Source organism: Candidatus Bathyarchaeota archaeon (genome assembly GCA_018396705.1).
In the GTDB taxonomy this organism is placed as follows: domain Archaea; phylum Thermoproteota; class Bathyarchaeia; order Bathyarchaeales; family Bathycorpusculaceae; genus DRVP01.
In genome coordinates this window covers 96,706-121,434 of record JAGTQZ010000009.1, presented here as the reverse complement: position 1 = coordinate 121,434, position 24,729 = coordinate 96,706, and the positions used below count along the sequence as shown (strand labels likewise).

The following is a 24,729-nucleotide window of genomic DNA, read 5'->3' as shown; positions in this document are numbered from 1 at the left end:
GATAAAGATTGTTCTATCTAAGTGTTTCGTTAATTATTTCCCGCTTTGCTGCATTAAGGCTTTTTATATGCAAATTAAAAGAGGAAGTCGATCGCTTATCTAATTACTTCTTTACGACGGCAGCAAAACTCCTAAGAAAAATTTATTTTGATTACTCCCTAAAGTGATCTTATGCAAAAATTAATTTTCGTAAGTTTCCCCATAAACGATCCAAAAGTTTACAAAGTTTTAGAAAATGAGGGGTTTAAAGTAATTTTCGGAAGGAAACCTTCATCACCGATTGCTAGCGAGAAAGAGACATATTCAGAAGACGAAATCATTGAAAAATGCAGGGAAGTGCACGCGATTATTGCTTCTCCAAGATTAAAACTTTCATCACAGGTCTTAAGGTCAATGCGAAAACTTGTCTGCATTTGCCAGCGAGGGATAGGCTTTGATAATGTGGATATTGAAACAGCTTCTGAACTTGGCATACTAGTCACGAACGCACCAATAGAGTTGGATTTTATCAGCGTTGCGGAACATACATTAGCGTTAATTTTGGCTTTAGCTAAAAAATTAAAGAACATTTCCATGCTTATGTCTCAAAAAGATGCATCGATTTATTATGATGAGCGCGTCGATACAATTACATTGAAAAATAAAACAGTGGGCATCATTGGTCTTGGAAGAATTGGTGCTAAAGTTGCGACATTACTCACCCCGTTTGATGTAAAACTTCTAGGCTATGATCCTTACATATCAGAGCAAAAAGCAAAAAGCTTCGGAGTACAATTAGTTGATTTGTCAACATTGTTAAGAGAATCCGATTTTGTCACCATCCACGCTCCGTTAACTAAGCAAACTTACCACTTGATAGGTGTCAGAGAACTGGGGTTGATGAAGAAAACTGCTTTCATAATTAACACTTCGCGAGGAGCAATAATTGATGAAAACGCGTTGATTGACGCCTTGAAAAATCAGAAAATAGCCGGTGCTGCTTTAGATGTTCTAGAAAAGGAGCCGGCAACCCCAGATAATCCCCTGTTAACAATGGATAACGTTATTATCACTCCTCATATAGCCGGCCGAAACAGTGAGTCTCTCATCGAGGGAGAGAAAGTTGCAGTGGACAATTGCGTGAAACTGCTAAAAGGGATCGTTCCAGAGTACGTTGTTAACACAGAAGCTATCCCAAAATGGCGAGAAAGATTGTTGAAGATTTAGCCACATGAAATACCCAATTAAGGAATTGTCTGCTTCGAAATTTTATAAGTAATCCTTTTTGTAATTCCTTTTACCAAATGGGAAGGTGGATTTAATGCCATACTTACTTGTGAACGACATCAACTTATATTATGAAGAAATTGGTAAAGGAGAAACTCTCATTCTTCTTCACGGATTACTTGGATCCATGGAGGATTGGCGCCGATTTATCCCTCTGTTTTCTAAATATTATCGTGTAATTGCGGTGGACCTTCGTGGGCACGGTCGAACTAACAATCCTAAAGGTGAGTTAAGTAACAATCTTTTTTGCAGCGATCTTACAGGGCTTCTAGACATGTTGCACTTAGAGTCTGTTTTAATCTGTGGATACAGTTTGGGAGGGTATGTAGGGCTCATGGCTGCGCTAGCGCAGCCATTTAGAATCAAAGCCCTTGTGATGCATGCGTCGAAAATGTTTTGGAATGATGATATCGTGGGGTTTATGCTCCAGAGACTTAATCCAGATCGTATTCTCGCCAAAACACCTAGGTTTGCCGAGACACTTCAAAAGATGCATGGCCGCGATAGATGGATCTTACTTCTAAAGGAGGCATCAGAGTATCTGCAAACAATGCCGAATGAGGTGTTAGGTTTAAAAGATTTTGGTCGTGTTAATATTCCAGTTTTGGTTTCTGTTGGTGATCGTGATGAGCTAGTTCCTGTTGAGGAGGCTGTGCGTTTTTATCATGCGTTACAAAGGGGTGAATTGCTGGTAATGCCTAATACCCGCCATTCCTTGGATACGGTGCGGGAACAGGTATTTATACAAGCTATACTAGACTTCTTAACCAGAGTTCAAAAATAGGTGCTGTTGAGTCGTTACTAAAAAATGTGGTTTTGGAAGTGTTAAATACTCATTGGATGGACCAGAACTTATCTGTGTATAAATCTACATGTCCCATTATCTATTAGGCTAGATGTTTTGTGTATTTTAATTTCCTCATTTGTCATGTGAGTTTTTATTGTTAATACGTATGTTTGGCCATTTGCATAGATACATTTTGAGGATTCGCTACCTTTATTTATAGAGGAGCCAAATGAAATAGGCAGAGGAAACTGCCATGTCGAAGAAGCCTCCCTCTAAGGATGATGCATTAGAAGCATTAGACTTTATTATTAACGTTCTAAGGGAACATGAGAAGGATTTAGACCGTTTGATAAACGAGTTAGGCAAGATCACCGAAAGACTTGGTGAGGCTGGTGAGTTAAGCGGGAAAATAGAAAGCGTTGAGTATAGACTTACAGATCTTCAAAATGAAATATCTAACTTAATCGCTTATTTGTCAACATCGCAAGCTTCTCATGAATCCCAAAAAGTGCTTGCGCCTTCATCAGTGCAGAAAGCGCAGATTGCCGCTGAAATGCGGGGTCCACCAGTTATACTGCGCTGTAAGCATTGGGAAGATTTCCAAACTTTAGCACGACAGGCTCAGACACTTTCGTTCCTTTACAAGGAGACTGAGAAAGCTTTTCAAGCAGACGCCTTAAAAAATAACCAAATAATAACTTATAGTGGAGAGCTCCCTAAACAAACAGCTCTTTTGAAAAGCTGGCTTTCAAAGCAGCTGGATGTTCCTGAAGATAGAATTCTTGAGGGCATATTAGCTGTAGGTTAGGCTTTGCAGCGTGTCTATTTGTGTTATTCAGCAATCTTTTTATATAGCTTTGAATATTAAATCTTACGACGCTATTCAGGGGATAGAGGTTGAAGGCCGACCAAAAGCAGCCAATTTCGGTTTTTCCGTTTTCGAAGCCTTCTCCTTTCTCCTCGATGACGGAAATGGCTGCTTTTGGTCGGCCAAAAAGCGATGACCACCCCGTTTAATGTTTTTGCGGTGGAGTTTATGGCTGATGAAGATAGGATCACTTTAGAAAAGTTTCATGAGGAGTTTTTGAAGTTTAAGAAAAGCATGGAAGAACTTCGTTTTTTGAAGCTAATTGCGGAGGATTTAAAGAGCTTTAGGAGAATGTTAAGGTTTAAGAAATATGATTAGCCTCCGCCATCTATGGGGTAAAAGTCTTTAAATGTTTTTGTCGCTATTCCTTTTGATGAAACATGGGAAAAGCTAAGCGGGAAGTATATCTTTTCAACACTTTGACGCGGAGAAAGGAAAAGTTCGTTCCAATGGAAGAGGGCAATGTTAGAATGTATTGTTGTGGTCCCACAGTTTATTGGTACGCCCACATAGGCAATTTTAGGACATACATATTTGAAGACATTCTCCGAAGGGTCTTGGAATTTAATGGCTTCAGGGTAAAGCATGTGATGAATATCACGGACGTGGGACACTTAACTTCGGACGCTGACGCTGGGGAGGACAAAATGGAGGTTGGTGCCCAAAGGGAGAGAAAAACTGTTTGGGAGATAGCTGATTTTTACACAAAGAAGTTCTTCGAAGACGCGGAGAGACTTAACATTCTCAAGCCGACGATAGTCTGTAAGGCGACAGACCACATTGCTGACATGATTGACTATATTCGTAAGCTTGAGGAAAAGGGCTACGCGTATATAATTGACGACGGTGTCTATTTCGACACTTCTAAGTTGGAGGATTACGGGAAACTCACTGGAATGGATTTCGAGAAGTTGAATGAAAGTCTGAAGGCTGGAGCAAGAGTTGAATTCAACCCCAACAAAAGGCATTTAACAGACTTCTGCCTTTGGCGCTTCTCTCCAAAGGACAAAAAGCGGCAGATGGAATGGAATTCTCCTTGGGGTGTGGGTTTTCCTGGATGGCATATAGAGTGCACTGTCATGGGGATGAAGTATTTAGGCGAGCACTTTGACATTCACTGTGGAGGCATAGACCACATACCAATCCACCACACAAATGAGATTGCGCAAGCTGAAGCTTTGACTGGCAAGCCTCTGGCGAATTATTGGTTGCACGGAGCGTTCTTAGTTTTTGGCAAATCAATGAAAATGGCAAAGTCCGCCGGAGAGATAATCACGGTTCAGACGCTGGTGGATGAGGGATTTGATCCGTTAGCCTTTAGGTACCTGTGTTTGACAGCTCACTACAGGTCTGAGCTTGTTTTCACTTGGGAAAGCTTGCGGTCAGCTCAGAATGCGTTATTCACGTTAAGGGAGCATGTTAGAGACTTGGCTGAAAAATTGGAGGAAAATGCGGGTAAAAGCTCAAAGTATGAGGAATATTATGGAAGTTTTATTGAGGCGATAAATGACGACTTAAACATGCCTAAGGCTTTAGCCTTAACATGGACCTTGGTCAGAGAGGAGAAAACTTTGACTAACCGTGAAAAGTATGATTTGCTCATGGAGTTTGACAAAATCTTTGCGTTGGATTTGGCCAAGGAGGTAGGAAAGAAGGAGGGACTGCCGCCAGAAGCTGAAGAACTTATCCAAAAAAGGGAGGAAGCGAGAAAAGCTAGGGACTGGGCTACGGCTGATAGAATCAGAGAGCAGCTGCGCGCTATGGGTATAATAATCGAGGATACACCGCAAGGCGTGAAATGGCGAATAGTGAAACACTAATTTTCTTTCCCATACATGTTCCAGTCAGCGGTGGCATATTTCTCCTTGCAAAGTTTTTCAGCTAACTCCTTTTCGTATGGTGTTAAGTTTTCTTGCTGAAGCGGTGTTTTCAATGTTTTTCGAAAGCCTTCAATTAGGGCTTTATGAACTGTTTCGAGTGAAATTTCCTTGCCAAGCTCCGCTTTTATTGAGGTTATTTTGTTTTTAGCCACGTTAACAACTTCCATGCATGTTTTTGCCCATGGAACTTTCAAGAAAGTGAACATTTTCTCTAGGTTAACGTCCACCAACATTGTGCCATGTTGTAGGACTACGTCGGCCTTATGACATTGAGCGCTTCCTGAAATTTTTTTGCCGTTTACCGTCAAGTTCGGACAGACTTTTGGGTTGCCTTCATTGAAGTCTGCCTTTAAACCTAAAACATTAAGGGCTTCAACTATGCCTGCATAGATTCGCGCATAAACCTCAGTTATGTCCTTAGCGTCTAGGTCTTCTTTGCTTACGACTACACTGTATGTGATTTCACCTTCAGCATCATGGTAAACGGTGCCTCCGCCGGTTACGCGTCTAACAACGTCCACGCGATGTTCAAGACAGTTTTGCAGATAAACCTCGTTTTCTATGTTCTGAAATCTTCCAATAGAAACTGCCGATGGGTTCCAGCGGTAAAACCGTATAGTGTTAGGCACAAGCCCCTTTATCCTCGCATTTAATATAGCTTCGTCCACAGCCATATTCATGTAAGCGTTATGTGCCTCAAGTTTCAATAGCCTCCAGCTGGCCATTTCTAGCACCCACTATATCAGCTCTGGCTTTTGGCTTAAAATCTGTTTCTCCCAAAGTCTAGAAAGTTTATTGCATAATATAGTTGTCATTTAACCAAGACTGATAAGGGCTAAGATTCAATACAGCATTTGAAATAAAGGATATTAAACCGTCTAAGGGTCTAAACTGACCTATAAAGAGCAAGCTGAGTGAGAGGTGAGAAATTGAAAAAAGTTTGGTTTATGCTGATAGCTTTAGGTGTGCTGTCATTTGCCTCCTATATCTTTGAAGCGAAAGCAGGTGATACGGTTGTTGTGTTGCCAAACCACACGGGATGGTATGATGCCATAGGCTATTATCGCGTTTCAGGAGAAGTAGAAAATTCCAGGAATAATGCTGTGAAGGATGTTTGGATCACTGTAAATTTCTATGATTCAAGTGGCAACATGATAGGGACAGCCTACAACCATGCATATCTGCATGTCCTCTTACCGGGGAGAAAATCTCCTTTCGAAGTGCTTTTAACAACGGCGGCGGCAAGCCGGGTTCACCATTACAGCTTAAACGTTGTTGCAACGGACACAGATCCGGTTCCAGAGGGCTTAGAGATCCTTTCAAGCAGTTCTCACATCGAGATTTCAGGTGACCTAGTTGTAACGGGGAGTATAAAGAACATTGCCCAGAACACGGCACACAGCGTAAAAGTGGTGGCCGCTTTCTACAATGCAACTGGGTATGTGGTGGCGACGTCATACGCATATTTAAGCTCCCAAGATTTGGGTTCAAATGAGATAGAATCCTTTCAGATAGTGCTAAGCTCTAGTACTGGCAGGGTGCAGCTGGTGTCAAGTTATTCTTTAACTGCAGAGTCTTTGGAGTATTCTGTGGTTCCGGAATTTCCGTCGGCTGCAAGTTTATCAGCAGTTTTAATGGTCTCTCTTTTTACCGCGGCAATTACAACATTCAACCGTAGAGCGCAAATAAAAGGGATTTAACATTTTTTGGAGCTTTTTCAAGCCAATAGTGGGGCCTTCCCCTCTAGTTTTTACGGTTTAGGCTTCGTTCAGTTTAAATATTAGATGTGTGATTAGACGTAGCGAGAGGATAACCGAGGCTATGGGTTCAAAGTCTCCAAGAGGTGAGTTTGCCGCTAGAAAGTTAGCGGCAAAACGGCAAAAGTTCCGTTGGAGTAGCATGTACTATAAAAGGCGAATGTTGGGTTTAGACGTTAAGGCGGATCCTCTTGAAGGTGCACCAATGGCTAGAGGCATAGTCCTCGAAAAGGTTGGTGTTGAAAGCAAGCAGCCCAACAGCGCCATCAGAAAGTGTGTTAGAGTCCAACTTATAAAGAATGGTAAAGTTATTACGGCTTTTCTGCCCGGAGATGGTGCTCTAAACGTTGTAGACGAACACGACGAAGTTCTAGTAGAGGGAATAGGTGGTTCTCGTGGAAGAAGCATGGGCGACATCCCGGGCGTAAGATGGAAAGTTATAATGGTTAACGGAGTTTCGCTTAAAGAACTTGTGCTTGGTAGGAAACAGAAACCGATGCGGTGAAAACCTTGAGCAAAGAACAGAAAGAAGATAAAAAAGAAGAGACAAAAGAGATAAAACTTTTCGGAAAATGGAACTTCAAAGAAGTTGAAGTCAAAGATCCGGGATTAAAGCGATATATATCGCTTAAACCTCTTGTGATTCCCCACAGCATGGGGCGTCACGAGCACAAGCGTTTTGGAAAGGCAAACGTGAACATTGTGGAGAGGCTTGTAAACAACCTAATGCGTCCAGGGAAAAATGCAGGCAAAAAGGCTAAAGCCATAAACATTGTTAAACATGCCTTCGAAATCATTCACCTACGCACTGGGAGAAACCCCATAGAAGTTTTGGTTAGGGCCGTTGAAAATTCTGCACCATGCGAGGACACTACGCGAATAGCTTACGGTGGAATAGTTTACCATTTATCCGTGGACATTTCGCCCCAAAGAAGAGTTGACCTTGCTTTGCGACACATATGCGAGGGAGCACGGCAAGCAGCCATGCATAATCCACGTTCCATTGAAGAATGCCTAGCTGAAGAGTTGATTTTGGCGGCGAGCAACGACATGAAAAGCTACGCGGTTTCAAAACGTCATGAACTCGAAAGAATAGCCATGGCTTCAAGATAGCTTCCACTAAGCCTATTTTGTGTGGATTTCAACAACGTCTCCATCCTCTAAAATGAAGGTAGCTCCTACCTTCTGTGGGCTAAAGACCAGGCGTTTTGCCCAAACCTTTGCGTAAGCAAATTTTTCGCTGAAGTCGCTATGAATGTTTCTTGCCAAATCATGAATCGTGGAGCCCCTCTTTAGGACGAATGGTTTCTGTGAGGGGCCCCTTTCGCTTGGCTCTTTTGTGTAAACACGTATTAAATCTAACGTATGAAAAAGTGTTGTGCCGATTTTTTCCAAGCCCTGTCCAGTTTTACATGAAACAGCGATTATTGGAAGTTGCCCGTTAACCTCTTCCTCTAGAAGCTTTAGGTTTGCATACGCGTTTCCTGCATCGATTTTGTTTGCCACTATTATAGCTGGCTTGTAGGTTGTGCTCTCAAAAATGGCGTCTTCAACATCGTCTAAAGCGGCTTCGCCGTAAATTTTTACAATAGCATCTGAAACTCTATAGCTTTTAAGAAGCTCCTCAACATCCTTGAAAGTGCAGTTTAAAAGCCTCCCAAAAACTATTATGCGTAAACCGGCGCCCATAAACTTCCTCTCAATTTCAACCCGTGCTTTTGGTTTACAGACCAATATCCGCGTTTTCTCTAGCTCTCCAAGGATTATGGACAATTGTTCCATCGGATTTTGCGTCAAATCCACCATGAGAATTAAGCCGTCAGCGTTTCTAGCTAAGGCTAAAGTTTGAAGTCCCCAAGCTTTTCCTTCCGCCGCCCCTTCCATGAGTGCTGGGGCCTCAACCAACTGGAACTGGATATCTTCGTAATTGAGCATTCCAGGAACCGGCTCTCTAGTGGTGTAGGGAGCGGGTGAAACCTCAACCTTCGCGTTTGTTAAAGCCGCGAGAAAACTGCTTTTACCCACATTTGTAAGCCCTAGAATAACAACTTGAGCGGCTCCTTCTTTTTCTAGGAAAAATTTAGGGCCGCCACCTCTGCCAGCTTTTCTACGTTTTCCCTCCTCGATTTCTTTACGCAGAACAGCCATCTGCTTCTTAACTTGCGCGCAAAGTTTAGCTGTCCCTTTATGCTTGGGAACAAGGCTCAGAAACTCCTCCATAAGCCTAAGTCTTTCTTTCGGATTTCTCGCGGCTGAAACCTCAGCCCACTTACGCTTAGCTTCCGCCGGCAGATTCGTCGGCATAAACTGTACTCGTCCCGAAAATCCCTTATCCCAATAACGCTAATATCCGTTTCGAAAGACCACCGGATACTATTACGCTAAAACCGCAGCAAAAGCCGAAAAGCTCGCTAATTTTAAGGCTGTTTCTAATTATAAAATTGACAAGCTGGAAATCATAAAATGCGGAAACCACCACATTTCAGAGCCATATAATTAAACGCGCAGATATGATAAACTTAAAATAATTGAATGAACAGTTGTGTAAACGAATTCACTAAAAATAGGAAAATTTAGAAATTTAAAATGAGGGAGAGAAATGAGTAGGCCAGAAAAACCCCACTTAAACCTTGTGATCATGGGACATGTTGACCATGGAAAATCAACGACAACCGGACACCTACTGTACTTGGCGGGAGTCGTCGACGAAAGAACAGTGAAACAATATGAGGAAGAAGCTAAAAAAATGGGCAAGGAAACCTTCAAGTTCGCTTGGATTCTCGACAACCTTAAAGAGGAGCGGGAAAGAGGTTTAACAATTGATCTGCGTTTCCTAAAGTTTGAAACTAAGAAATATTACTTCACAGTCATCGACGCTCCAGGTCACAGAGACTTCGTTAAAAACATGATTACAGGTGCAAGCCAAGCTGACGGCGCCATTCTTTTCGTTTCAGCTAAAAGAGGTGAATTCGAAGCAGGTATAGGCCCGGGCGGCCAGACCCGCGAGCATGCTTTCTTGGCTTTTACTTTGGGTGTTAACCAGCTCGTCGTAGCCATAAACAAAATGGACGACCCGACTGTCAACTGGAGTCAAGAAAGATACAACGAAATTAAAAACGAAGTCAGCCGAATGCTGAGGATGGTAGGCTACAAAGTCGACAAAATTCATTTCGTGCCTGTTTCCGGGTGGACAGGTGACAACCTTGTTAAGCCAAGTGACAAGATGCCATGGTATAAGGGGCCGACACTGCTAGATGCTTTAGACACTTTCGAGCTTCCACCTAAACCCCTAAACAAACCTTTGCGAATTCCAATTCAAGATGTTTACAGCATAACGGGTGTAGGCACGGTGCCGGTAGGCAGGGTTGAAACCGGCGTCCTTAAAGAAGGTGACATAGTTGTCTTCATGCCAGCCAATAAACAGGGCGAAGTAAAATCGATAGAAATGCATCATACAAGGATCCCGAGGGCTGAACCTGGTGACAACATAGGCTTCAACGTGAGAGGCATAGCCAAAACAGACATAAGACGGGGAGACGTATGCGGCCACGTTAACAACCCGCCAACCGTGGCAAGAGAATTCATTGGCCAAATAATTGTAATATACCATCCGACAGCAATAGCCGCCGGTTACACACCAGTCCTACACTATCATACTGGGCAAATGGCTTGCAGATTCACAGAACTAATCAAGAAAATTGACCCCCGCTCTGGACAGGTTGTCGAAGAAAAACCATCCTTCCTCAAAACTGGGGACGCTGCTCTAGTGCGGATGGAACCGCTCCGTCCAATATCTATTGAAACCTACGCAGAGTTTCCAGAGCTTGGAAGGTTCGCCGTCAGAGACATGGGCACCACAATCGCCGCAGGCATAGTGAAAGAAATAACCAAGAAAGGCCTACAATAAACACCTATCCCCTTTTTATTTAGCAAGAAGCTAAAATAGCAGCTTTTAACACACTGCTATAGGCACCGTTCAAGCTGTTATGAAACGCTAGCGAACCGTAAGAGAAAATAATCTCTAAAAGTTCAGCATATAAGTCAGAGTTGATATTATGTCCGGAGCTGAAACGCTGTTGCCATATTTAAAAGAAAAGAAAAGTAATGAATTTGAACCTACAATAATCGTGGACAGCCGCGAAGCAAGCAGCGCTGAAAAAATCGTTAAAGGACTTAGAGAACGCGGCGTAAACGTGAAAATCGAAGCTTTGGAAAAAGGAGACTATATTCTATCCGACGTTTGTGCTGTTGAACGCAAGAGGGTTCAAGATTTTGTTTACACGCTTACACACCGCTACCTTTTTGAACAGCTTTTCAAGCTTAAAGAAGTTTACCCAAAAGCGTTAATTCTCCTTGAGGGTTACATGCCCATAATCTACAGATTCAGCAGAATAAAGCCGGAAGCCGTTTGGGGCGCCTTATTCAACCTAGCTAAAAATGGCATAGCCATAGTGAACACTACTTCTCACAAGGAGACTGTGGATTTTCTCTGCATCGCTGCCCGACAAGAGCAGATTGTTGAAAAACGTGTTCCAACAGTGCATCCCGTCAAGAAATGCGAAACCCTCGAGGATGCCCAAATCTTTTTCGTGGCAAGTTTACCTAATATCGGAAGAGAAAAAGCCATAGCAATCCTTAAATCTTACCAAACACCGTTAAACGCATTCTTAAACGTTGACAATTGGCCAAAAACAGTTTATGGGCTTGGCCCAAAAATAAGCAGCAGGGTTAAAGAGGTGCTAAATACGCCATTTAAAGGGTGAAACGTCACATGGACGTAGAAATCGCCTCAACAAAGAAGGTTACAGTATTAGGGTTGGATAAACGTAACATAGGTGACATTGCATGGTGCGCCACAACATATGGCGCGAATAGGCTTTACTGGATAAACGGCTACTTGCTATGCCTAGAGGTTTACGAGAAATCCTTCGAGCATGAATTGAAAAACCGTGAGTTTCCAATAAGCCAAATCTGCTATGCAGAATTTCCAAAATACGAGAAAATATACGAGGTAGACAAGAGCCTTCAAATTCCAATAGTGAATGTTTCAGACATGAAAATCTTCAAGAACCTATTGAGGGCTATAAAGGAAGACGCGGAAAAACAAGGCTAAAACTTCTTCAAACGCTGAAAGAAAATCTTTATACCACACCTTTGAACTTTTTTGTGAAAAGCCATTTTATATATAAATGGGAGAAAACGGTAGAAAAGAGGAGTATTTGACCTTAAGCTTCACTTTCCTTTGAACAGAGGCTTTCGCTTTTCGACGAAGGCCGAAACTCCCTCTTGGAAGTCTTCTGTTGAAGCGACTACGCTGAAGCCTTCCCTTTCCAGCGCTATTGCAGCGTCGAGACTCATTTCATATCCCTTATTCACTAAGGCCTTCGCCACTTTAAGAGCTACTGGAGCTTTCTGGGCTAGTTCCAGGGCAAACTGTCGTACAACTTCCTTGAACCTGTCTGGAGGTGCCGTCATGTTTACAAGGCCAAGCTGCTCCGCTGTTTTTGCGTCAATCATTTTACCTGTAAAAATAAGCTCTTTAGCCTTGGTCATGCCTATTAATCTGGTGAGTCTTTGAGTCCCACCCCAGCCGGGAATTAGCCCAATATTTATCTCAGTCTGCCCCATTCTCGCGTTTTCCGAAGCAATGCGGATGTCGCATGCCATCGCCGCTTCTAGGCCTCCGCCTAATGCGTAGCCATTTATAGCCGCTATAACGGGTTTTTCAAGATTTTCAATGGTGCTGCAAAGCTTTCCGCCAATTTGGGATAGTTCCCTGGCTTTCAAGGCATTCATCTCCCTCATGGTTTTGATATCTGCTCCAGCTGAAAATGCCTTTTCGCCAGCACCTGTTAACACAATAACCTTCACGTTTTCGTCGGCTTCTGCGTCTTTAAGGGCTTTAAGAATCTCGTCTATAACGTCGGCGTTAAGGGCATTAAGGGCTTCAGGCCTGTTTATTGTTATTGTGGCTATGCCCTCGCTTTTCTCGTAGAGTATATGCTTAAACTCCATCGGTTTTTGTCTCCCTACTTTTGCGTCCAATCGTAAAAGCCCTTGCCGGTTTTTCTTCCAAGAAGGTTAGCTCTAACCATTTGTCTCAGCCCGGGATGCGGCTGAAACCTTTGGTCAAGCTCACGCTGTAGAACTTCAGCTATGGCCAGGGTTGTGTCAGCCCCTACGTAGTCCAACAGCATAAGAGGCCCCATGGGCCAATTCAATCCAAGTTTTACGGCTTTGTCTATGTCGTCTCTGTCGGCGACACCCTCCCAGTACAGGGCTACGGCCTCATTTAAGGCTGGTATAAGTATGCGGTTGACGATGAATCCTGGACAATCTTTTTTCACTAGAACTGTTTCTTTCTGCATTCTATGGGCTACGTTTAGAACCGTTTGCACAGTTTCATCTGAAGTTTTTGCGCCTCTTACCACCTCAACAAGCTTCATAAGTTGAGGTGGATTGAAGAAGTGCATCCCACAAACTTTTTCCGGACGGTTTGTGGCTGAAGCAAGCTCCGTTATGCTCATGGATGAAGTGTTAGAAGCGATTATCGCGTGAGGGGGTGCCATGGCATCAACTTCACGGAAAGTGGTCTTTTTTAACTCTAAAATTTCCGGGATAGCCTCAATGATCAAGTCAGCTTTTGAGACGGCCTCTTTCAGGTCAGTGGTTGGATGTATCCGCGCCAAAACCTCGTTATACTCAGTCTCGGTTATCTGGCCCTTACTTAGGAATTTTTGCAAGCTGCTGCGAATCATGTTTAAGCCGTTTTCAACAAAACGCTGTTCAACGTCTCGTAAGTAGACCTCGTATTTGCCTATCTGTGCCGCCACTTGTGCAATACCATGTCCCATCAAACCGGCACCTAAAACGGCGATAGTTTTAACTTCCATATTACCTCACCAACATTTCCAGCGAGGAGATTTTGCATTTCAAGTTGATAAAAGGCTTTCTAAAATAATTCCCTTAAAAGTTGTTTGAGGTCGTTTCGTGATGAGGTATCTCAAGTTTGTTACAGCTTAAAGCTCTAGTGGAGCCCCGTATAATTCTCCAAAAAATACTTCGTTGAAGGCTTTTCTGGGTCTGGGAGGTGGATTTTCTGCTGGAACACCTATTGGTAGAAGCGCTATAACTGCTAGATCTTCCGGAACCTTGAGAATTTTCTTCACGTCCTCTTCGTTAAATGCCCCTATCCAGCATGTACCATACCCGAGGTCTGTAGCAGCCAATACCATGTGTTCAACCGCAATCATTGGATCTTGTTTGTAAGGGATTCTGGTTTCCGCAAGCTTATAAGGAAGCTTTTTAGGCAAGGCTTTAGGGTCTCCTAAAGCAACAACGACAACGTCAGCATCCGCTATAAACATCTGGTTGCTAGCTGCAACAGCCAAAGCTCTTTTTGTTTCCGAGTTTCTTACGACAATGAACCGCCATGGCTGGCGGTTGCCACCAGAAGGCGCTAAACGGCCCGCTTCAAGAATCTTTTTTAAGTCTTCATTAGGTATTGGAGCATGTTTAAACTTTCTTATGCTTCTCCTTTTTTCTATGACCTCAAACAAGTCCATTAATTATCCCCCTTTCCTTATACGTTTTTGCATCCTTGAGCTTTAGATGGCTTAATTCTTATATAAGGGCCTTGTTAAATAAAATGCGTTGATCCCATGTTTATCTAACGGAATGTGATGTCATGCGGAAAACAATCTTTAAGAAGCTTGAGGCGCAAGGGTTAATAGCTAATTATAATCGTTTGAGGAAAAACCTTCCACCGAAACTTCCTGACAGAGTTTTTATTTGGGATGAAACCTTAAGAGAGGGTGTTGAATCCCCCACGGTGTTTTTGACTTATGTGGAAAGAGTTAAGTTAGCTAAACTTTTGGATGAAGCTGGAGTCTCCGTTATTAATGTCGGTTTCCCCGCGCTTTCAGAAGAGGAGAAGAATGCTGTTAAAAGAATAACCAACGAAGGTTTTCAGCAGGCCAGCATAGCCGCTTCAGCACGCGCCACAAAAAGTGATATAGACGCTTGCCTCGACTGCAACATAAAAGAAATTCCAATAGTTACCCCGTTTAATGGGCTTAACCTCCAGTATAGACTCAAAATGTCAAAGGAGCAAGTTCTAAAAAACACTGTCGAATGCATAGAATATGCAAAGAGACACGGTGTCACTGTTGATTTCGTTTTGGAGGACGCATCAAGAACGCCTCTGCCGGATATTCTGCAAATTTTTGAAGCTGCCCTTAAGGCTGGTGCTGACAGACTCGTCATCGCGGACACCGTGGGATTTTTAAGGCCTTTATCGATGCGTTATCTGGTTTCCCATGTCAGGGACAGCTTGAAACAATCTCTTGGCAAGGAACCGCCTCTTTCCGTTCACTGCCATAACGATTTTGGTTTAGCCACAGCGAACACTCTGGCAGCTGTAGAGGAGGGTGTTGCCTATGTCCATACAGGTATTGCCGGCTTTGGCGAAAGGGCTGGTATCGCCCCGTTGGAGGAGGTTGTCGCCGCCCTTGAAATATTATACAATCTAGATACTGGAGTAGATGTAAAAAAACTTTACAGACTTGCGCAACAGGCGGAGAAAACCTTCGCATTACCCATACAATTTCATAAGCCCATAGTCGGTGAAAATGCTTTTGCATATGAAGTTGAAGAACACGTCGAGGGAATGTTGGCTCACCCGCTTATATATGAACCATTCCCACCAGAAATGATTGAAAGAGAAGCGCAATTATACATCAGTCGAAGCGGTGGAAGACAACTAGTCCAAAAGCGCTTGGAAGCCGCTGGAATAAAGGCCACGCCTTGGCAAATAGATGAAATCGTTAGACGAATCAGAGGCACTCAGGAAAGCCTAGACAAGGGTGGAACTCAAATGATTTTCTACCAAATTAAAAAGTTAATGAAAGAATTGCGCAGAGGCCTAACAGAAGAGGATTTTTGGCAAATAGTGGAACAAGTTACAAAACAAAAGCCCAAGACACCGGTGCCACCAGTGGAGGTTAAGGAACCAAGCCCTTAGATCACAGCCAGTTCAGTAATAACTCGTTTGATTTCTTCCACGCTTAGAGGTCTTGGATAGTTATATATGGGACCGCTTGGTTTCTCATTGTAGTAGGGCCTATTGCAGTTTGGGCAACCGGAGGTTTGAAAAGGCCTCCCGGTTTCAACTATCTGTTTTAAAGCTTGTTTGTCGACGCCATAATCAACTATATGGCCGTCCATGTCAAATTTCATGTTATCAGCTCTCGCCATTCCGTGAACTATCAAATAACGGGCTAGTTGGATTCGTCTATACTGTCCGATGGATGGTTGCTTCATGTTTTCCAACGCGGTTCCAGCGACTGGAGTAAACGCGAAAAGGGCAGGCAGAACACTCATGTTAACACACTTTTGAATCATATATACCATTTCTTTTTCTGTTTCGCCTAACCCCACAATTAGGTGGGTGCTAACTTTACCCTCTCCAAAGACCTTCACAGCTTCTGCTAAAAGAGCTAACTGTCGCCCCATTTTGTATGGACCCCCAGCCGACACGCCCTTAACCTTGTCAAAAATTTCTTCAGTCGCTGCGTCTAACGGTATGCCTATTCTTTCAGCTCCAGCTTCAGCTAAATGCTTTATGTTTTCAAGGTCTAATGGCTGACATGAAATTGATATTGGAACTTTTACGTTGCTGGAAACTTCTCTTAGAAGGGCCGAGAGGTGTGTAAAAACTTTGGGATAGTTTAAGGCTTGAATGCACACGCGTTTCATTCCGCCATTTTTAACGGTTTCCGCCAAGGCTTCGAGAACAATTTCTGTTGGAAACGCTGGCCAAGTAATTCTTGAAAGCATGTCTGCTCTGCCGTGGCTTTTTCTGGCTTGAGGACAGAATCCGCAGTTTGCCGTGCATCTGCCTTTTCGATACGTCATTAGATATGCTGTCGTAGGAGAAGCATCAAGCTTTCCGCTGAGCAAGCCCATAGCTATGGCGGAGCCTAGGGAAACTCGCACTTTCTTCGGAAGCTCACTGTCCAATTTTGCGCCACACATGAGGCTAGTCGATATGCTTCTTTGCTAAAGATTCTAAATTCATAAATATTTTATTGCGTAAACATTCACAAGCCCCTTTTTAGAGTGTGCAAAACTTGCGAAGGTCAAGGCTTGAAAACTACGAGGCCATTTTATCAGCGTTAGCTAAGAGGCCGTTAACCGTCGATAGCATAGCCTACAGAACCAGCATGGACTGTACAATACTTCAGCGACATTTAGAATCACTCTTAAAATACGGACTTGTACATGAGGAAATAAGCAGCGGAAAAAGACTTTATAAAATAACGGAGAGAGGTATGGCGGTTTTCAGAACCCTAAGCTTTCAAAGGCGCTTAGACAATATAACAAAATCTATCAGGACGGTCGGAGTTGAAGCGGCGCCAACCCCACTCATAAGGGACAACGAAAAAGAGAAGGCAAGAGACCAAACTTAAAGAGATTTATTAACCACATTGTATGCTTTACTAAGGAGAAATATGGTTAAAACTCCGGAAACAATTTGGCAAATGCCAAATGAGGAGCTGCTCAACTTTTTAAACACTGGCCTAGAATGTTCAAGGCGTAAAAAAATACGCTTTTACGCTCCTAGCTTCATGCATTACAAGACGGCTTATTTCTGTTCTTCGCCAAGGGATTTTCCAACAATCTCAGTGACTGGGAAAAGCTGCGCGTTAAAGTGTAAACACTGTGGTGGCAAAGTTTTGGAAACTATGTATCCGGTTAAAACTCCGGAAGAACTTTACAATTTGTGCAGCAGGCTTAAGGCTGAAGGAGCTGTGGGCTGCTTGATAAGCGGTGGTTGCCTTCCAAACGGTTCTGTTCCATTAGATAACTTCACAGGAACCATAAAACGTGTTAAGGAGGATCTCGGGCTAACGGTCTTCGCTCATGTCGGCGTTTTAGATTATAAGAGGGCTTTAAGGCTCAAGGAGGCTGGTGTGGATGCAGCTTTAATAGATATTTTAGGAGCAAATGAAACTATTAAGGAGGTCTACAACCTTAACTTAACCGTTGAAAGCTATGAAAGAGCCTTGAAAGCTTTAAACCAAGCTGGCTTGCCCTTTATCCCACATGTTATTGTTGGTCTCCATTACGGAAAACTTAAGGGTGAGTTTAATGCTCTTCGGATAATTTCGCGCTACAAGCCTTCAGCCCTTGTGGTTATCGCTTTCATGCCCATCTATGGAACAGCCATGGCGCATGTGGAGCCACCCAAACCACTAGACATAGCGCGTGTTTTAACCATTGCAAGAATTATGTTTCCGGAAACGCCAATAGCTTTAGGTTGTATGCGTCCTAAGGGCAGGCACAGAACCGAGACGGATGTTTTAGCCATTAAGGCCTGTGTGGATGCCATAGCTTTTCCAGCTGAAGAAGCCATAAAATTTGCATGCGATCAAGGTTTCAAAACAAGTTTTTCATCTTACTGTTGTTCGCAGATATACCTAGACTTTTTGAGGATTAACAGTGTATAATGTCGTTTTTAGGCTTTGTTGATAAAGCATTTGCTTTCTAGGAGGGTTGTGGAAAGAATTAAAAGCTTAAGCCGCTCAATTATTATGTAAGGGATTTGGTGTTCATGCCGAAAGTTAAAGTTGATTGGAGTAAATGTAATGGCGATGGTGTATGTGTTGAAATCTGTCCAGTAAATGTCTTTGAACTTCAAAAGCTGCCGGAATACCCGGACACGTCAAAGTCGGTTCCAGTTAGAGAGAGTGACTGTATAACGTGCATGGCATGCGTGACATCCTGCCCAACACAAGCGATAACGGTTGAGGAATAAAGAGTTTAAGTCGACTCCCCTTTTCTCTTCTATATGGGAGAAGCTAGATTAGATGGTTTAAAGTTTCTAGAATAAAGGCTGCCGCGGCTATAGCCAACATTACTATGCTCCACGGCTTTGTTATTTTGTGGCTTCGCCTATTCATTGCAAACAAGACGAGCGTTACAAGGATTACGAATGGCACAGTTATCAAAATTTCTTGTATAGAAACACTGAAAGACCTTACTAGGGCGACTATTCCAAGCACGAGGGTCATGGTTATAATATTGTCGCCTATCACATTGCCTATAGAGATCTCTTGTTCGCCGCGGAGGGCAGCGGCCACTGATACAGCGACTTCTGGGACAACGCAGCCCAACGCCATTATGGTAATACCAGCATAGAACTGGCTTAGGCCGAAGGTCTCAGCTATTGATACGGCGCTGTAAACCAGAAGAAAAGTTCCGGCTATGAGGGAAACTCCGCCTAAAAACAGAATGGCGGCGGGTTTTGCTACGCCTTTAGGTTTAGGGTTTTCAGGGTTTCCGTTGCCGTTTCCTTTTCGAATGGAATAGTATATGAAGGCTGGGTATAACGCCAAAAAGATAATTCCAATCCACTGGGTTACCATGCCTGTTATAATTGTTAAAACTATTAGCAATACTGCAATTCCAGTCATGAAGAGGCATTCCTTGCTTATAGTAGAATTTTTGATTTTGAATGTGCCTAAGAGTCCACATATACCTATGATAAGGGGGATGTTGTATATGTTTGAGCCTATTATGTTGCCCAGAGCCATTTGCGAAGACCCATAAAAGGCTGCAACCAGCGAGCTTAAAAACTCTGGGGCGGAGGTTACGGTTGCCACAAAAACTGTTCCAACAACAACCTTATGGAGATTTAGATTAGAAGCTAGACACGCGGCTGCTTGAACTATCTTTTTTGAACCGATGTATAGGAGGAGCACACTTGCTATGAAGGTTGCTACGCTCAACAGCAGTATCATTCGTAAACCCAAGCGCTTCTGCTTTCATTTCTCCCAAAGACTCTAAAAGGCCGTATATAACCTTATCTGAGGCAATAGGCCACATATTAAATTTGAACTAGGTCTAATTTGGCTTATATTCCACCGACGATGACGCTAATAGTGTTAAAAGCTTTTAACGTGCTGGCGGAATGAAGACTCTAAGTCTGTTTAACGCATTCAGCCTCTCCCTATCACCGATCTTTGCTTCTTCGACAGCTTTCCTTAGAATTTGGATGGACTCATCCATGGCTTTCCTATCCACTGGATATGGTACACCATCTTTTCCACCGTAAGCGAAAGAATATTTCACAGGATCTTTCCAGCTCGGTTTTTCACCATATATGAGTTCGGCTATAAGGGCTAAGCCGCGCACGGTAGCTACGCCTACACCCTTGAAGCCTAAAAGCTCCTCATAGTTGCGGGGTTGAAACTCATAAACCTCTTGGAGGGCTTTCCAGTTTATGTTAGCCGGCATGGACAAAAAATCTATTTGGTAGTCTACCCATGGCGTTTGAGTCCCCTCTGGAAGCCAGTCTTCAATGGACTTCTGATGGGCTGGGCGAATAGACATGACCAGGCGCATAAGCTTTTTGGGCGGTTCGCATGCTAAGTCCACGGAAGCCTTTCGGCAACCCTCGCTTTCTTTCGCGGTCATGTCTAGGGCTACTTGGCGTCGCGTATCTCCCACAATGGCATTATGCGGTTCAACCACAAAGCTTGCCACGTTTTCTGAAAGCCAGTGATATCGCCTTGCAGTGCGGTCTTGAGGGCACATTCCTTGCTGGACAACTGCCCACCGTCCATTTTCATCTAGAAAAAAGGCATGGTGATAAAGTTGGTATCCAGCTTGAATAGCTGTATTATCCACTTTAGCGCTAATTCTGCTGGCATATTGAAGGCTTGATATTTTGTTGTCTGAGAAACCGAACTTTTCGCCTATTTGCCCAATTTCAAGCGGTGTCTGCCTTGAAATTTTACCCTTTCCACCGCAAACAGCAACGCCATGTTCTTCGGGGATTATAGCTTGCTTCAAAACGCCTGTGACTACTGTCGTTACGCCTGAAGAGTGCCAATCATAACCTAAAACGCAACCCAAAGCCTGGAACCAAAATGGGTCAGACAAACGTTTTAAAAATTCGCCTGTGCCATGCTCGTCGATTATTATGGTTACGATTTCTTTGGCTAGCTTTTGCATGCGAACAACTAGCCACTTCGGCGCTTTACCATAATGAAGGGGTAGCCTCGCCACACCAGTCCTCTGCATTTCACTTATCGCCTATTAAACCCAAGAATATGCTATGCTTTTAGCCTTATTTCTACCTTATCAAAGTCAAGTTTGTAGTTGACATGTTCATAGAAATGCAGCCCTCTCGTATTGCAACATCTCCTTCCAAAAGCACGCCCCCTCAAGTTTTGGAATCTTTGAAAATGGTGCTGTTTTGATCCTTATTTTTCTAGTCCCCCTATCTCTTATGAATTTGAGTTTAGCGCTTTTATTCAGCTTTTTAACATTTTACATGTTTCTAGAAAGAATTTTAAAGCTTATATTGAGAAATTAAACCTTTAAAAACTGGATTTTCATTGTTTAGATTCTTTTAGTGGTTAATCCGGTTGAAAGATTTGAGTTTTCTCCTCTCGTTCTTGCATAGCACTACTGGATTCTGTATATTTTTGTTTGGGGGTTTATGGATCGTTTTAAATTTTTACTGCACAAATGGTTAAAAGCACCACTATATTTAGTGCATAAAAATAGTCTTAAAACACTAAAAATAATGGCACGCACGCGACGTGAAGCCTTTATGAAATGCCCATACTGCAGTTCAGAAAACATTAAAACTCTTGAAACCCGCGACTCAGCAGACAACACCATAAGAAGACGCAAAGAATGTGGCAACTGTGGAAAACGCTTCACCACATACGAGTATATAGAGGCCATTGAGTTGATGGTGCGAAAACGCGACGGCAGACTTGAACGCTTTGACATAAACAAAATCATTAGAGGCTTACAGAAAGCATGCGAAAAAAGGCCAGTAACCATGGAGCAAATTCGCTCCCTGGCGGAAAAGGTTAGGCAAGAACTCATGCAACTCGGCAAGGAAGAAGTTTCATCCCAAGAAATTGGCGACTTAGTGATGAAACATTTGAAAAACCTTGACCGCGTAGCCTATGTGCGCTTCGCCTCGGTATACCGCAGATTCGAAGAACCCGAAGACTTCCGTCGCGTGCTAAAAGAGGTGAACATAACTTGAAGTTTGTTAGAAAACGGGATGGAAGGCTTGAGCCCTTTGATCAAGAGCGTATAACAAACGCCATTTGGAAAGCCGCTAAGGCCGTCGGCGGAAAAGACCGTGAACTAGCCAAGAAACTAAGCGACCAAGTTGTCGCCGAACTGAAAAAGCGGTTCGGCGAAGACGGTGTCCCCACAGTTGAGGAAATTCAGGATGTTGTGGAAAAGGTTTTAATAGAAAACGGTCATGCGCGAACCGCTAAGGCATACATTCTTTACCGCAAACAACACCAGGACATACGGGAGCTTGCAGCTCTCTTAAGCCAAGCGGACCTTGTAGACCAGTATTTAGAGATGGAAGACTGGCGGGTTAAAGAAAACTCCAACATGAGCTATTCGCTTCAAGGCTTAAACAACTATCTATCATCTACAGTTATCGCCAAATACTGGATAAGCCGAATCTATCCACCTAACATAGCAGAGGCCCACTTTTCAGGCGACATGCACATCCACGACTTAGGTGTGCTTGGGCCTTACTGCGTAGGCTGGGACATAAAGGACTTGTTATTAACTGGGTTTGGAGGAGTTCCGGGTAAAATTGAAAGCACTCCAGCTAAACATTTCAGAACGGCCCTTGGCCAAGTGGTAAACTTCTTTTACACGCTGCAGGGTGAGGCAGCTGGCGCCCAAGCCTTCTCAAACTTCGACACTTACCTCGCGCCTTTCATACGATATGACGGCTTAAGCCAAAAAGAAGTGGAACAGGCCCTTCAAGAGTTCTTTTTCAACATGAATGTGCCCACGCGGGTTGGCTTTCAGACACCATTCACAAATGTCACATTGGACTTGAAAGTGCCAGATTTTATGAAAGATGAACCGGTTATAATAGGCGGAAAAGTCATGGACGCCACTTACGGTGAAATGGAAAAAGAAATGGAAATATTCAACATTGCTTTTACAGAAGTTCTAAGTAAAGGCGACGCTAGAGGAAGAGTATTCACTTTCCCAATTCCAACATACTGCATAACGAAGGACTTCAACTGGGATTCGCTGGTTTCTGAGAAAATTTTCGAAGTAGCCGCCAAATACGGAGCGCCCTACTTCTCAAACTTTGTGAATAGCGACATGAAACCCGAAGATGTCCGAAGCATGTGCTGCCGCCTAAGAATAGACAACCGGGAACTCCGAAAACGCGGCGGAGGCTTCTTTGGAGCTAATCCGTTGACAGGCAGCATAGGCGTTGTAACACTAAATCTTCCAAGAATCGGCTACCTAGCCAAGGATGAGGACGAATTCTTCGAACGATTAGAGACGCTGATGGAGCTGGCTAAAGACAGCTTAGAAATAAAACGCAAAGTTCTAGAACAATTCACAGATAAGGGTCTATACCCCTATTCGAAGCGGTATCTACGCGGTGTAAAAGAGACTTTTGGAAAATACTGGAAGAACCACTTCTCAACCATAGGCCTGGTAGGCATGAACGAAGCCATCCAAAACCTTTTCGGCTACAGTATAGCCACGCCAGAAGGCCTTGAATTCGCAGAAAAAGTGTTAAACTTTATGCGGGAAAAACTCGCCGACTTCCAAGAGGAAACAGGCAACATTTACAATCTGGAGGCTACACCAGCCGAAGGCGCAAGTTATCGCTTAGCTCGCATAGACAAACGTAAATATCCCGATATAATAGTGGCCAACGAGAAGTATCTGTCGAAAGGCGCTGAACCCTTCTACACAAACTCTTCGCAGTTGCCTGTAGACTACGATGCAGATCTTTTCGAAGCATTGGAACACCAAGATAGGCTCCAGCCGCTCTACACTGGTGGAACAGTTTTTCACATCTATCTCGGTGAGCGTCTCTACTCATGGAAGTCCGCAGCAGAACTTGTCCGCAAAGTGACATGGAACTTCCGCCTACCATACTTAACGCTGACACCAACTTTCAGCGTCTGCCCAACCCACGGCTATCTAAGCGGCGAACATAGGCGATGTCCCAAGTGTGGAGTCTGCTGCGAAGTATACTCGCGAGTAGTAGGCTACCTCCGCCCAGTAGATCAGTGGAACGACGGGAAACAAGCTGAATTCGCGATACGCAGAACCTTTGAAAAAGCCGTCATCACGCCTCAAGCTGTGGCAGCTCGGTGACCATCCAAATGAAGTTCAGCGGCCTGCAAAAAACCAGCTTAATAGACTATCCTAACCGCGTGGCAGCAGTCTTGTTCACACCAGGCTGCAATTTGCGTTGTCCATACTGCTACAACTGGCGTATAGTGGTTAATCCACAGCCACCCTTCCTAAACGAGGAAACAGCTCTCCAAATATTGGAAGAACGCAAAAAATACGTGGACGCCGTCGTCATAACAGGCGGTGAGCCAACCATCCACAAGGAACTACCCCGCTTCCTGAAGAGGCTTAAGGAACGAGGCTTCGCCGTCAAACTCGACACAAATGGCTTAAACCCAACAGTGCTTGAAGAGTGCCTCCCATACGTGGATTATGTAGCTTTAGACTTTAAAACTTCGCCAGAAAAATACCGTTTGTTGGGAGCTAAGGAGACAGAAGCCTTTCTAAGAACCGTCGAGATATTAAAAAGTGGAAAAGTGGAATACGAGTTCAGAACCACCGTTGTGCCAAAAATTGTTGAGGCGACGGACATAACACGCATGGGCGAAATAGCGAAAGGCGCCGAAAACTACGCCCTCCAACAGTTTATACCCGGCGACACGTTAAGCGAAGAGTACAAAAACATACAACCATACCCATTGGACATACTTGGGAAGTACGCGGAGATCTTGAAAAAATATGTAGGTAATATTGTAACACGCTTCTAATCAAGCAAGCCCCTTAACAGTGATTAATCAGTGAAAAAATGCATAACCACGTTGGCTTTACTTTTCTTGTGGATGATAGCCACAGCGCCTAACGTAAATGCAGGAAACAGCGCTGTTATAGTCCCGCCAGCGGAAATGTTTTCTTTAAACATACATCTAAACGAGTCAAGCAGTTTACATGGAGGTTTTTATGCCGTAAATGGGACTGTCAACTTTCTGTTTTCCGCTCCAGACGGAAAGGTATTGTTTGCTTCAAACAATACACGCAACAGTACAATAAACTTTTAAGCAT

Annotated in this window: 27 protein-coding genes; 19 read left to right on the top strand and 8 right to left on the bottom strand. The window is 43.6% G+C overall.

Annotation, left to right across the window (positions count from 1 at the left end; genetic code table 11):
- Positions 1–171 precede the first annotated feature (171 nt).
- The 5 genes from KEJ24_08765 (at position 172) to cysS (ending at position 4,741) form a co-directional block, all read left to right on the top strand.
- Entirely contained in the window at positions 172–1,206 is a 1,035-nt protein-coding gene (locus KEJ24_08765) for a phosphoglycerate dehydrogenase (GenBank protein MBS7647911.1), read from the top strand.
- Positions 1,207–1,300: 94 nt separating this feature from the next.
- On the top strand, positions 1,301–2,050 hold the full coding sequence (locus KEJ24_08760; protein MBS7647910.1) for an alpha/beta hydrolase: 750 nt from the start codon (positions 1,301–1,303) through the stop codon (positions 2,048–2,050).
- A 256-nt stretch (positions 2,051–2,306) separates the two neighbouring features.
- Positions 2,307–2,861: a hypothetical protein gene (locus KEJ24_08755; GenBank protein MBS7647909.1), complete on the top strand. Its 555-nt coding sequence runs from the start codon at positions 2,307–2,309 to the stop codon at positions 2,859–2,861.
- Positions 2,862–3,089: 228 nt separating this feature from the next.
- Positions 3,090–3,239: a hypothetical protein gene (locus KEJ24_08750; GenBank protein MBS7647908.1), complete on the top strand. Its 150-nt coding sequence runs from the start codon at positions 3,090–3,092 to the stop codon at positions 3,237–3,239.
- 62 nt (positions 3,240–3,301) lie between these two features.
- Positions 3,302–4,741 carry a cysteine--tRNA ligase gene (gene cysS, locus KEJ24_08745; protein MBS7647907.1) on the top strand — a complete coding sequence of 480 codons (1,440 nt, stop codon included), beginning with the start codon at positions 3,302–3,304 and terminating at the stop codon, positions 4,739–4,741.
- On the opposite strand, the gene KEJ24_08740 is transcribed toward cysS, so the two are convergent.
- Positions 4,738–5,526, bottom strand: a complete 789-nt coding sequence (locus KEJ24_08740) for a lipoate--protein ligase family protein (protein ID MBS7647906.1) — start codon at positions 5,524–5,526, stop codon at positions 4,738–4,740. The two genes, cysS and KEJ24_08740, sit on opposite strands and share 4 nt — an antisense overlap.
- Positions 5,527–5,730: 204 nt before the next feature.
- Between KEJ24_08740 and KEJ24_08735 the strand changes: the two genes are divergently transcribed.
- The 3 genes from KEJ24_08735 to KEJ24_08725 all read left to right on the top strand — a co-directional run bounded on the left by KEJ24_08735 (position 5,731) and on the right by KEJ24_08725 (position 7,671).
- Positions 5,731–6,501, top strand: coding sequence for an FxLYD domain-containing protein (locus KEJ24_08735; protein MBS7647905.1), 771 nt, complete (start codon positions 5,731–5,733; stop codon positions 6,499–6,501).
- Between the two features lie 121 nt (positions 6,502–6,622).
- The gene (locus KEJ24_08730) at positions 6,623–7,063 is read left to right on the top strand and encodes a 30S ribosomal protein S12 (protein MBS7647904.1); all 441 of its coding nucleotides are present in this window, start codon (positions 6,623–6,625) and stop codon (positions 7,061–7,063) included.
- Between the two features lie 5 nt (positions 7,064–7,068).
- Positions 7,069–7,671 (top strand): 30S ribosomal protein S7, encoded by a 603-nt coding sequence (locus KEJ24_08725; GenBank protein MBS7647903.1) that lies wholly within the window; start codon positions 7,069–7,071, stop codon positions 7,669–7,671.
- A gap of 12 nt (positions 7,672–7,683) precedes the next feature.
- Here the strand turns inward: KEJ24_08725 and KEJ24_08720 are convergent, their stop codons facing one another.
- Entirely contained in the window at positions 7,684–8,862 is a 1,179-nt protein-coding gene (locus tag KEJ24_08720; GenBank protein MBS7647902.1) for a 50S ribosome-binding GTPase, read from the bottom strand.
- Positions 8,863–9,157: 295 nt separating this feature from the next.
- Here KEJ24_08720 and tuf point away from each other — a divergent pair, with 295 nt between their 5' ends.
- From tuf to KEJ24_08705, 3 genes are all read left to right on the top strand, one after another.
- Positions 9,158–10,465 (top strand): translation elongation factor EF-1 subunit alpha, encoded by a 1,308-nt coding sequence (gene tuf, locus KEJ24_08715; protein ID MBS7647901.1) that lies wholly within the window; start codon positions 9,158–9,160, stop codon positions 10,463–10,465.
- 148 nt (positions 10,466–10,613) lie between these two features.
- Positions 10,614–11,321: a hypothetical protein gene (locus KEJ24_08710; GenBank protein MBS7647900.1), complete on the top strand. Its 708-nt coding sequence runs from the start codon at positions 10,614–10,616 to the stop codon at positions 11,319–11,321.
- Between the two features lie 8 nt (positions 11,322–11,329).
- Positions 11,330–11,671, top strand: coding sequence for a hypothetical protein (locus KEJ24_08705; protein MBS7647899.1), 342 nt, complete (start codon positions 11,330–11,332; stop codon positions 11,669–11,671).
- 119 nt (positions 11,672–11,790) lie between these two features.
- Here the strand turns inward: KEJ24_08705 and KEJ24_08700 are convergent, their stop codons facing one another.
- The 3 genes from KEJ24_08700 to KEJ24_08690 all read right to left on the bottom strand — a co-directional run bounded on the left by KEJ24_08700 (position 11,791) and on the right by KEJ24_08690 (position 14,123).
- Positions 11,791–12,573, bottom strand: coding sequence for an enoyl-CoA hydratase/isomerase family protein (locus KEJ24_08700; protein MBS7647898.1), 783 nt, complete (start codon positions 12,571–12,573; stop codon positions 11,791–11,793).
- A gap of 14 nt (positions 12,574–12,587) precedes the next feature.
- Complete coding sequence (locus KEJ24_08695; GenBank protein ID MBS7647897.1) at positions 12,588–13,451, bottom strand: 3-hydroxyacyl-CoA dehydrogenase family protein; 864 nt, start codon at positions 13,449–13,451, stop codon at positions 12,588–12,590.
- A 126-nt stretch (positions 13,452–13,577) separates the two neighbouring features.
- On the bottom strand, positions 13,578–14,123 hold the full coding sequence (locus tag KEJ24_08690) for a nitroreductase family protein (protein ID MBS7647896.1): 546 nt from the start codon (positions 14,121–14,123) through the stop codon (positions 13,578–13,580).
- 122 nt (positions 14,124–14,245) lie between these two features.
- Between KEJ24_08690 and KEJ24_08685 the strand changes: the two genes are divergently transcribed.
- Positions 14,246–15,580 carry a 2-isopropylmalate synthase gene (locus KEJ24_08685; GenBank protein MBS7647895.1) on the top strand — a complete coding sequence of 445 codons (1,335 nt, stop codon included), beginning with the start codon at positions 14,246–14,248 and terminating at the stop codon, positions 15,578–15,580.
- On the opposite strand, the gene KEJ24_08680 is transcribed toward KEJ24_08685, so the two are convergent.
- Positions 15,577–16,578, bottom strand: coding sequence for a radical SAM protein (locus KEJ24_08680; GenBank protein ID MBS7647894.1), 1,002 nt, complete (start codon positions 16,576–16,578; stop codon positions 15,577–15,579). The two genes, KEJ24_08685 and KEJ24_08680, sit on opposite strands and share 4 nt — an antisense overlap.
- A gap of 110 nt (positions 16,579–16,688) precedes the next feature.
- On the opposite strand from KEJ24_08680, the gene KEJ24_08675 reads away from it, so the two are divergent.
- From KEJ24_08675 to KEJ24_08665, 3 genes are all read left to right on the top strand, one after another.
- Positions 16,689–17,027, top strand: coding sequence for an ArsR family transcriptional regulator (locus tag KEJ24_08675; protein ID MBS7647893.1), 339 nt, complete (start codon positions 16,689–16,691; stop codon positions 17,025–17,027).
- Between the two features lie 42 nt (positions 17,028–17,069).
- Entirely contained in the window at positions 17,070–18,068 is a 999-nt protein-coding gene (locus KEJ24_08670; protein ID MBS7647892.1) for a radical SAM protein, read from the top strand.
- Positions 18,069–18,172: 104 nt separating this feature from the next.
- The gene (locus KEJ24_08665) at positions 18,173–18,376 is read left to right on the top strand and encodes a ferredoxin family protein (protein MBS7647891.1); all 204 of its coding nucleotides are present in this window, start codon (positions 18,173–18,175) and stop codon (positions 18,374–18,376) included.
- Positions 18,377–18,419: 43 nt separating this feature from the next.
- Here KEJ24_08665 and KEJ24_08660 read toward each other — a convergent pair whose 3' ends face one another.
- Both KEJ24_08660 and KEJ24_08655 read right to left on the bottom strand, forming a co-directional pair.
- Positions 18,420–19,361 (bottom strand): sodium:calcium antiporter, encoded by a 942-nt coding sequence (locus tag KEJ24_08660; protein ID MBS7647890.1) that lies wholly within the window; start codon positions 19,359–19,361, stop codon positions 18,420–18,422.
- A 154-nt stretch (positions 19,362–19,515) separates the two neighbouring features.
- The gene (locus KEJ24_08655) at positions 19,516–20,646 is read right to left on the bottom strand and encodes a DUF763 domain-containing protein (protein MBS7647889.1); all 1,131 of its coding nucleotides are present in this window, start codon (positions 20,644–20,646) and stop codon (positions 19,516–19,518) included.
- Between the two features lie 535 nt (positions 20,647–21,181).
- Between KEJ24_08655 and nrdR the strand changes: the two genes are divergently transcribed.
- The 4 genes from nrdR to KEJ24_08635 are packed head-to-tail and all read left to right on the top strand — an operon-like array spanning position 21,182 to position 24,725.
- Positions 21,182–21,631 (top strand): transcriptional regulator NrdR, encoded by a 450-nt coding sequence (nrdR, locus tag KEJ24_08650; protein MBS7647888.1) that lies wholly within the window; start codon positions 21,182–21,184, stop codon positions 21,629–21,631.
- Positions 21,628–23,751, top strand: a complete 2,124-nt coding sequence (locus KEJ24_08645; GenBank protein MBS7647887.1) for a ribonucleoside triphosphate reductase — start codon at positions 21,628–21,630, stop codon at positions 23,749–23,751. Before nrdR ends, KEJ24_08645 begins: the two co-directional genes overlap by 4 nt.
- Before the next feature lie 8 nt (positions 23,752–23,759).
- Positions 23,760–24,437, top strand: a complete 678-nt coding sequence (locus tag KEJ24_08640; protein MBS7647886.1) for an anaerobic ribonucleoside-triphosphate reductase activating protein — start codon at positions 23,760–23,762, stop codon at positions 24,435–24,437.
- Between the two features lie 30 nt (positions 24,438–24,467).
- Positions 24,468–24,725 carry a hypothetical protein gene (locus KEJ24_08635; GenBank protein MBS7647885.1) on the top strand — a complete coding sequence of 86 codons (258 nt, stop codon included), beginning with the start codon at positions 24,468–24,470 and terminating at the stop codon, positions 24,723–24,725.
- Positions 24,726–24,729: the final 4 nt, after the last annotated feature.

Excerpts from the sequence above, each read along its gene's own strand:
- KEJ24_08765 (MBS7647911.1), top strand. The coding sequence starts at position 172 with ATGCAAAAATTAATTTTCGTAAGTTTCCCCATAAACGATCCAAAAGTT.
- KEJ24_08760 (MBS7647910.1), top strand. The coding sequence starts at position 1,301 with ATGCCATACTTACTTGTGAACGACATCAACTTATATTATGAAGAAATT.
- KEJ24_08755 (MBS7647909.1), top strand. The coding sequence starts at position 2,307 with ATGTCGAAGAAGCCTCCCTCTAAGGATGATGCATTAGAAGCATTAGAC.
- KEJ24_08750 (MBS7647908.1), top strand. The coding sequence starts at position 3,090 with ATGGCTGATGAAGATAGGATCACTTTAGAAAAGTTTCATGAGGAGTTT.
- cysS (MBS7647907.1), top strand. The coding sequence starts at position 3,302 with ATGGGAAAAGCTAAGCGGGAAGTATATCTTTTCAACACTTTGACGCGG.
- KEJ24_08740 (MBS7647906.1), bottom strand. The coding sequence starts at position 5,526 with ATGGCCAGCTGGAGGCTATTGAAACTTGAGGCACATAACGCTTACATG.
- KEJ24_08730 (MBS7647904.1), top strand. The coding sequence starts at position 6,623 with ATGGGTTCAAAGTCTCCAAGAGGTGAGTTTGCCGCTAGAAAGTTAGCG.
- KEJ24_08720 (MBS7647902.1), bottom strand. The coding sequence starts at position 8,862 with ATGCCGACGAATCTGCCGGCGGAAGCTAAGCGTAAGTGGGCTGAGGTT.
- tuf (MBS7647901.1), top strand. The coding sequence starts at position 9,158 with ATGAGTAGGCCAGAAAAACCCCACTTAAACCTTGTGATCATGGGACAT.
- KEJ24_08710 (MBS7647900.1), top strand. The coding sequence starts at position 10,614 with ATGTCCGGAGCTGAAACGCTGTTGCCATATTTAAAAGAAAAGAAAAGT.
- KEJ24_08705 (MBS7647899.1), top strand. The coding sequence starts at position 11,330 with ATGGACGTAGAAATCGCCTCAACAAAGAAGGTTACAGTATTAGGGTTG.
- KEJ24_08700 (MBS7647898.1), bottom strand. The coding sequence starts at position 12,573 with ATGGAGTTTAAGCATATACTCTACGAGAAAAGCGAGGGCATAGCCACA.
- KEJ24_08695 (MBS7647897.1), bottom strand. The coding sequence starts at position 13,451 with ATGGAAGTTAAAACTATCGCCGTTTTAGGTGCCGGTTTGATGGGACAT.
- KEJ24_08690 (MBS7647896.1), bottom strand. The coding sequence starts at position 14,123 with ATGGACTTGTTTGAGGTCATAGAAAAAAGGAGAAGCATAAGAAAGTTT.
- KEJ24_08685 (MBS7647895.1), top strand. The coding sequence starts at position 14,246 with ATGCGGAAAACAATCTTTAAGAAGCTTGAGGCGCAAGGGTTAATAGCT.
- KEJ24_08670 (MBS7647892.1), top strand. The coding sequence starts at position 17,070 with ATGGTTAAAACTCCGGAAACAATTTGGCAAATGCCAAATGAGGAGCTG.
- KEJ24_08665 (MBS7647891.1), top strand. The coding sequence starts at position 18,173 with ATGCCGAAAGTTAAAGTTGATTGGAGTAAATGTAATGGCGATGGTGTA.
- KEJ24_08660 (MBS7647890.1), bottom strand. The coding sequence starts at position 19,361 with ATGATACTGCTGTTGAGCGTAGCAACCTTCATAGCAAGTGTGCTCCTC.
- KEJ24_08655 (MBS7647889.1), bottom strand. The coding sequence starts at position 20,646 with ATGCAGAGGACTGGTGTGGCGAGGCTACCCCTTCATTATGGTAAAGCG.
- nrdR (MBS7647888.1), top strand. The coding sequence starts at position 21,182 with ATGAAATGCCCATACTGCAGTTCAGAAAACATTAAAACTCTTGAAACC.
- KEJ24_08640 (MBS7647886.1), top strand. The coding sequence starts at position 23,760 with ATGAAGTTCAGCGGCCTGCAAAAAACCAGCTTAATAGACTATCCTAAC.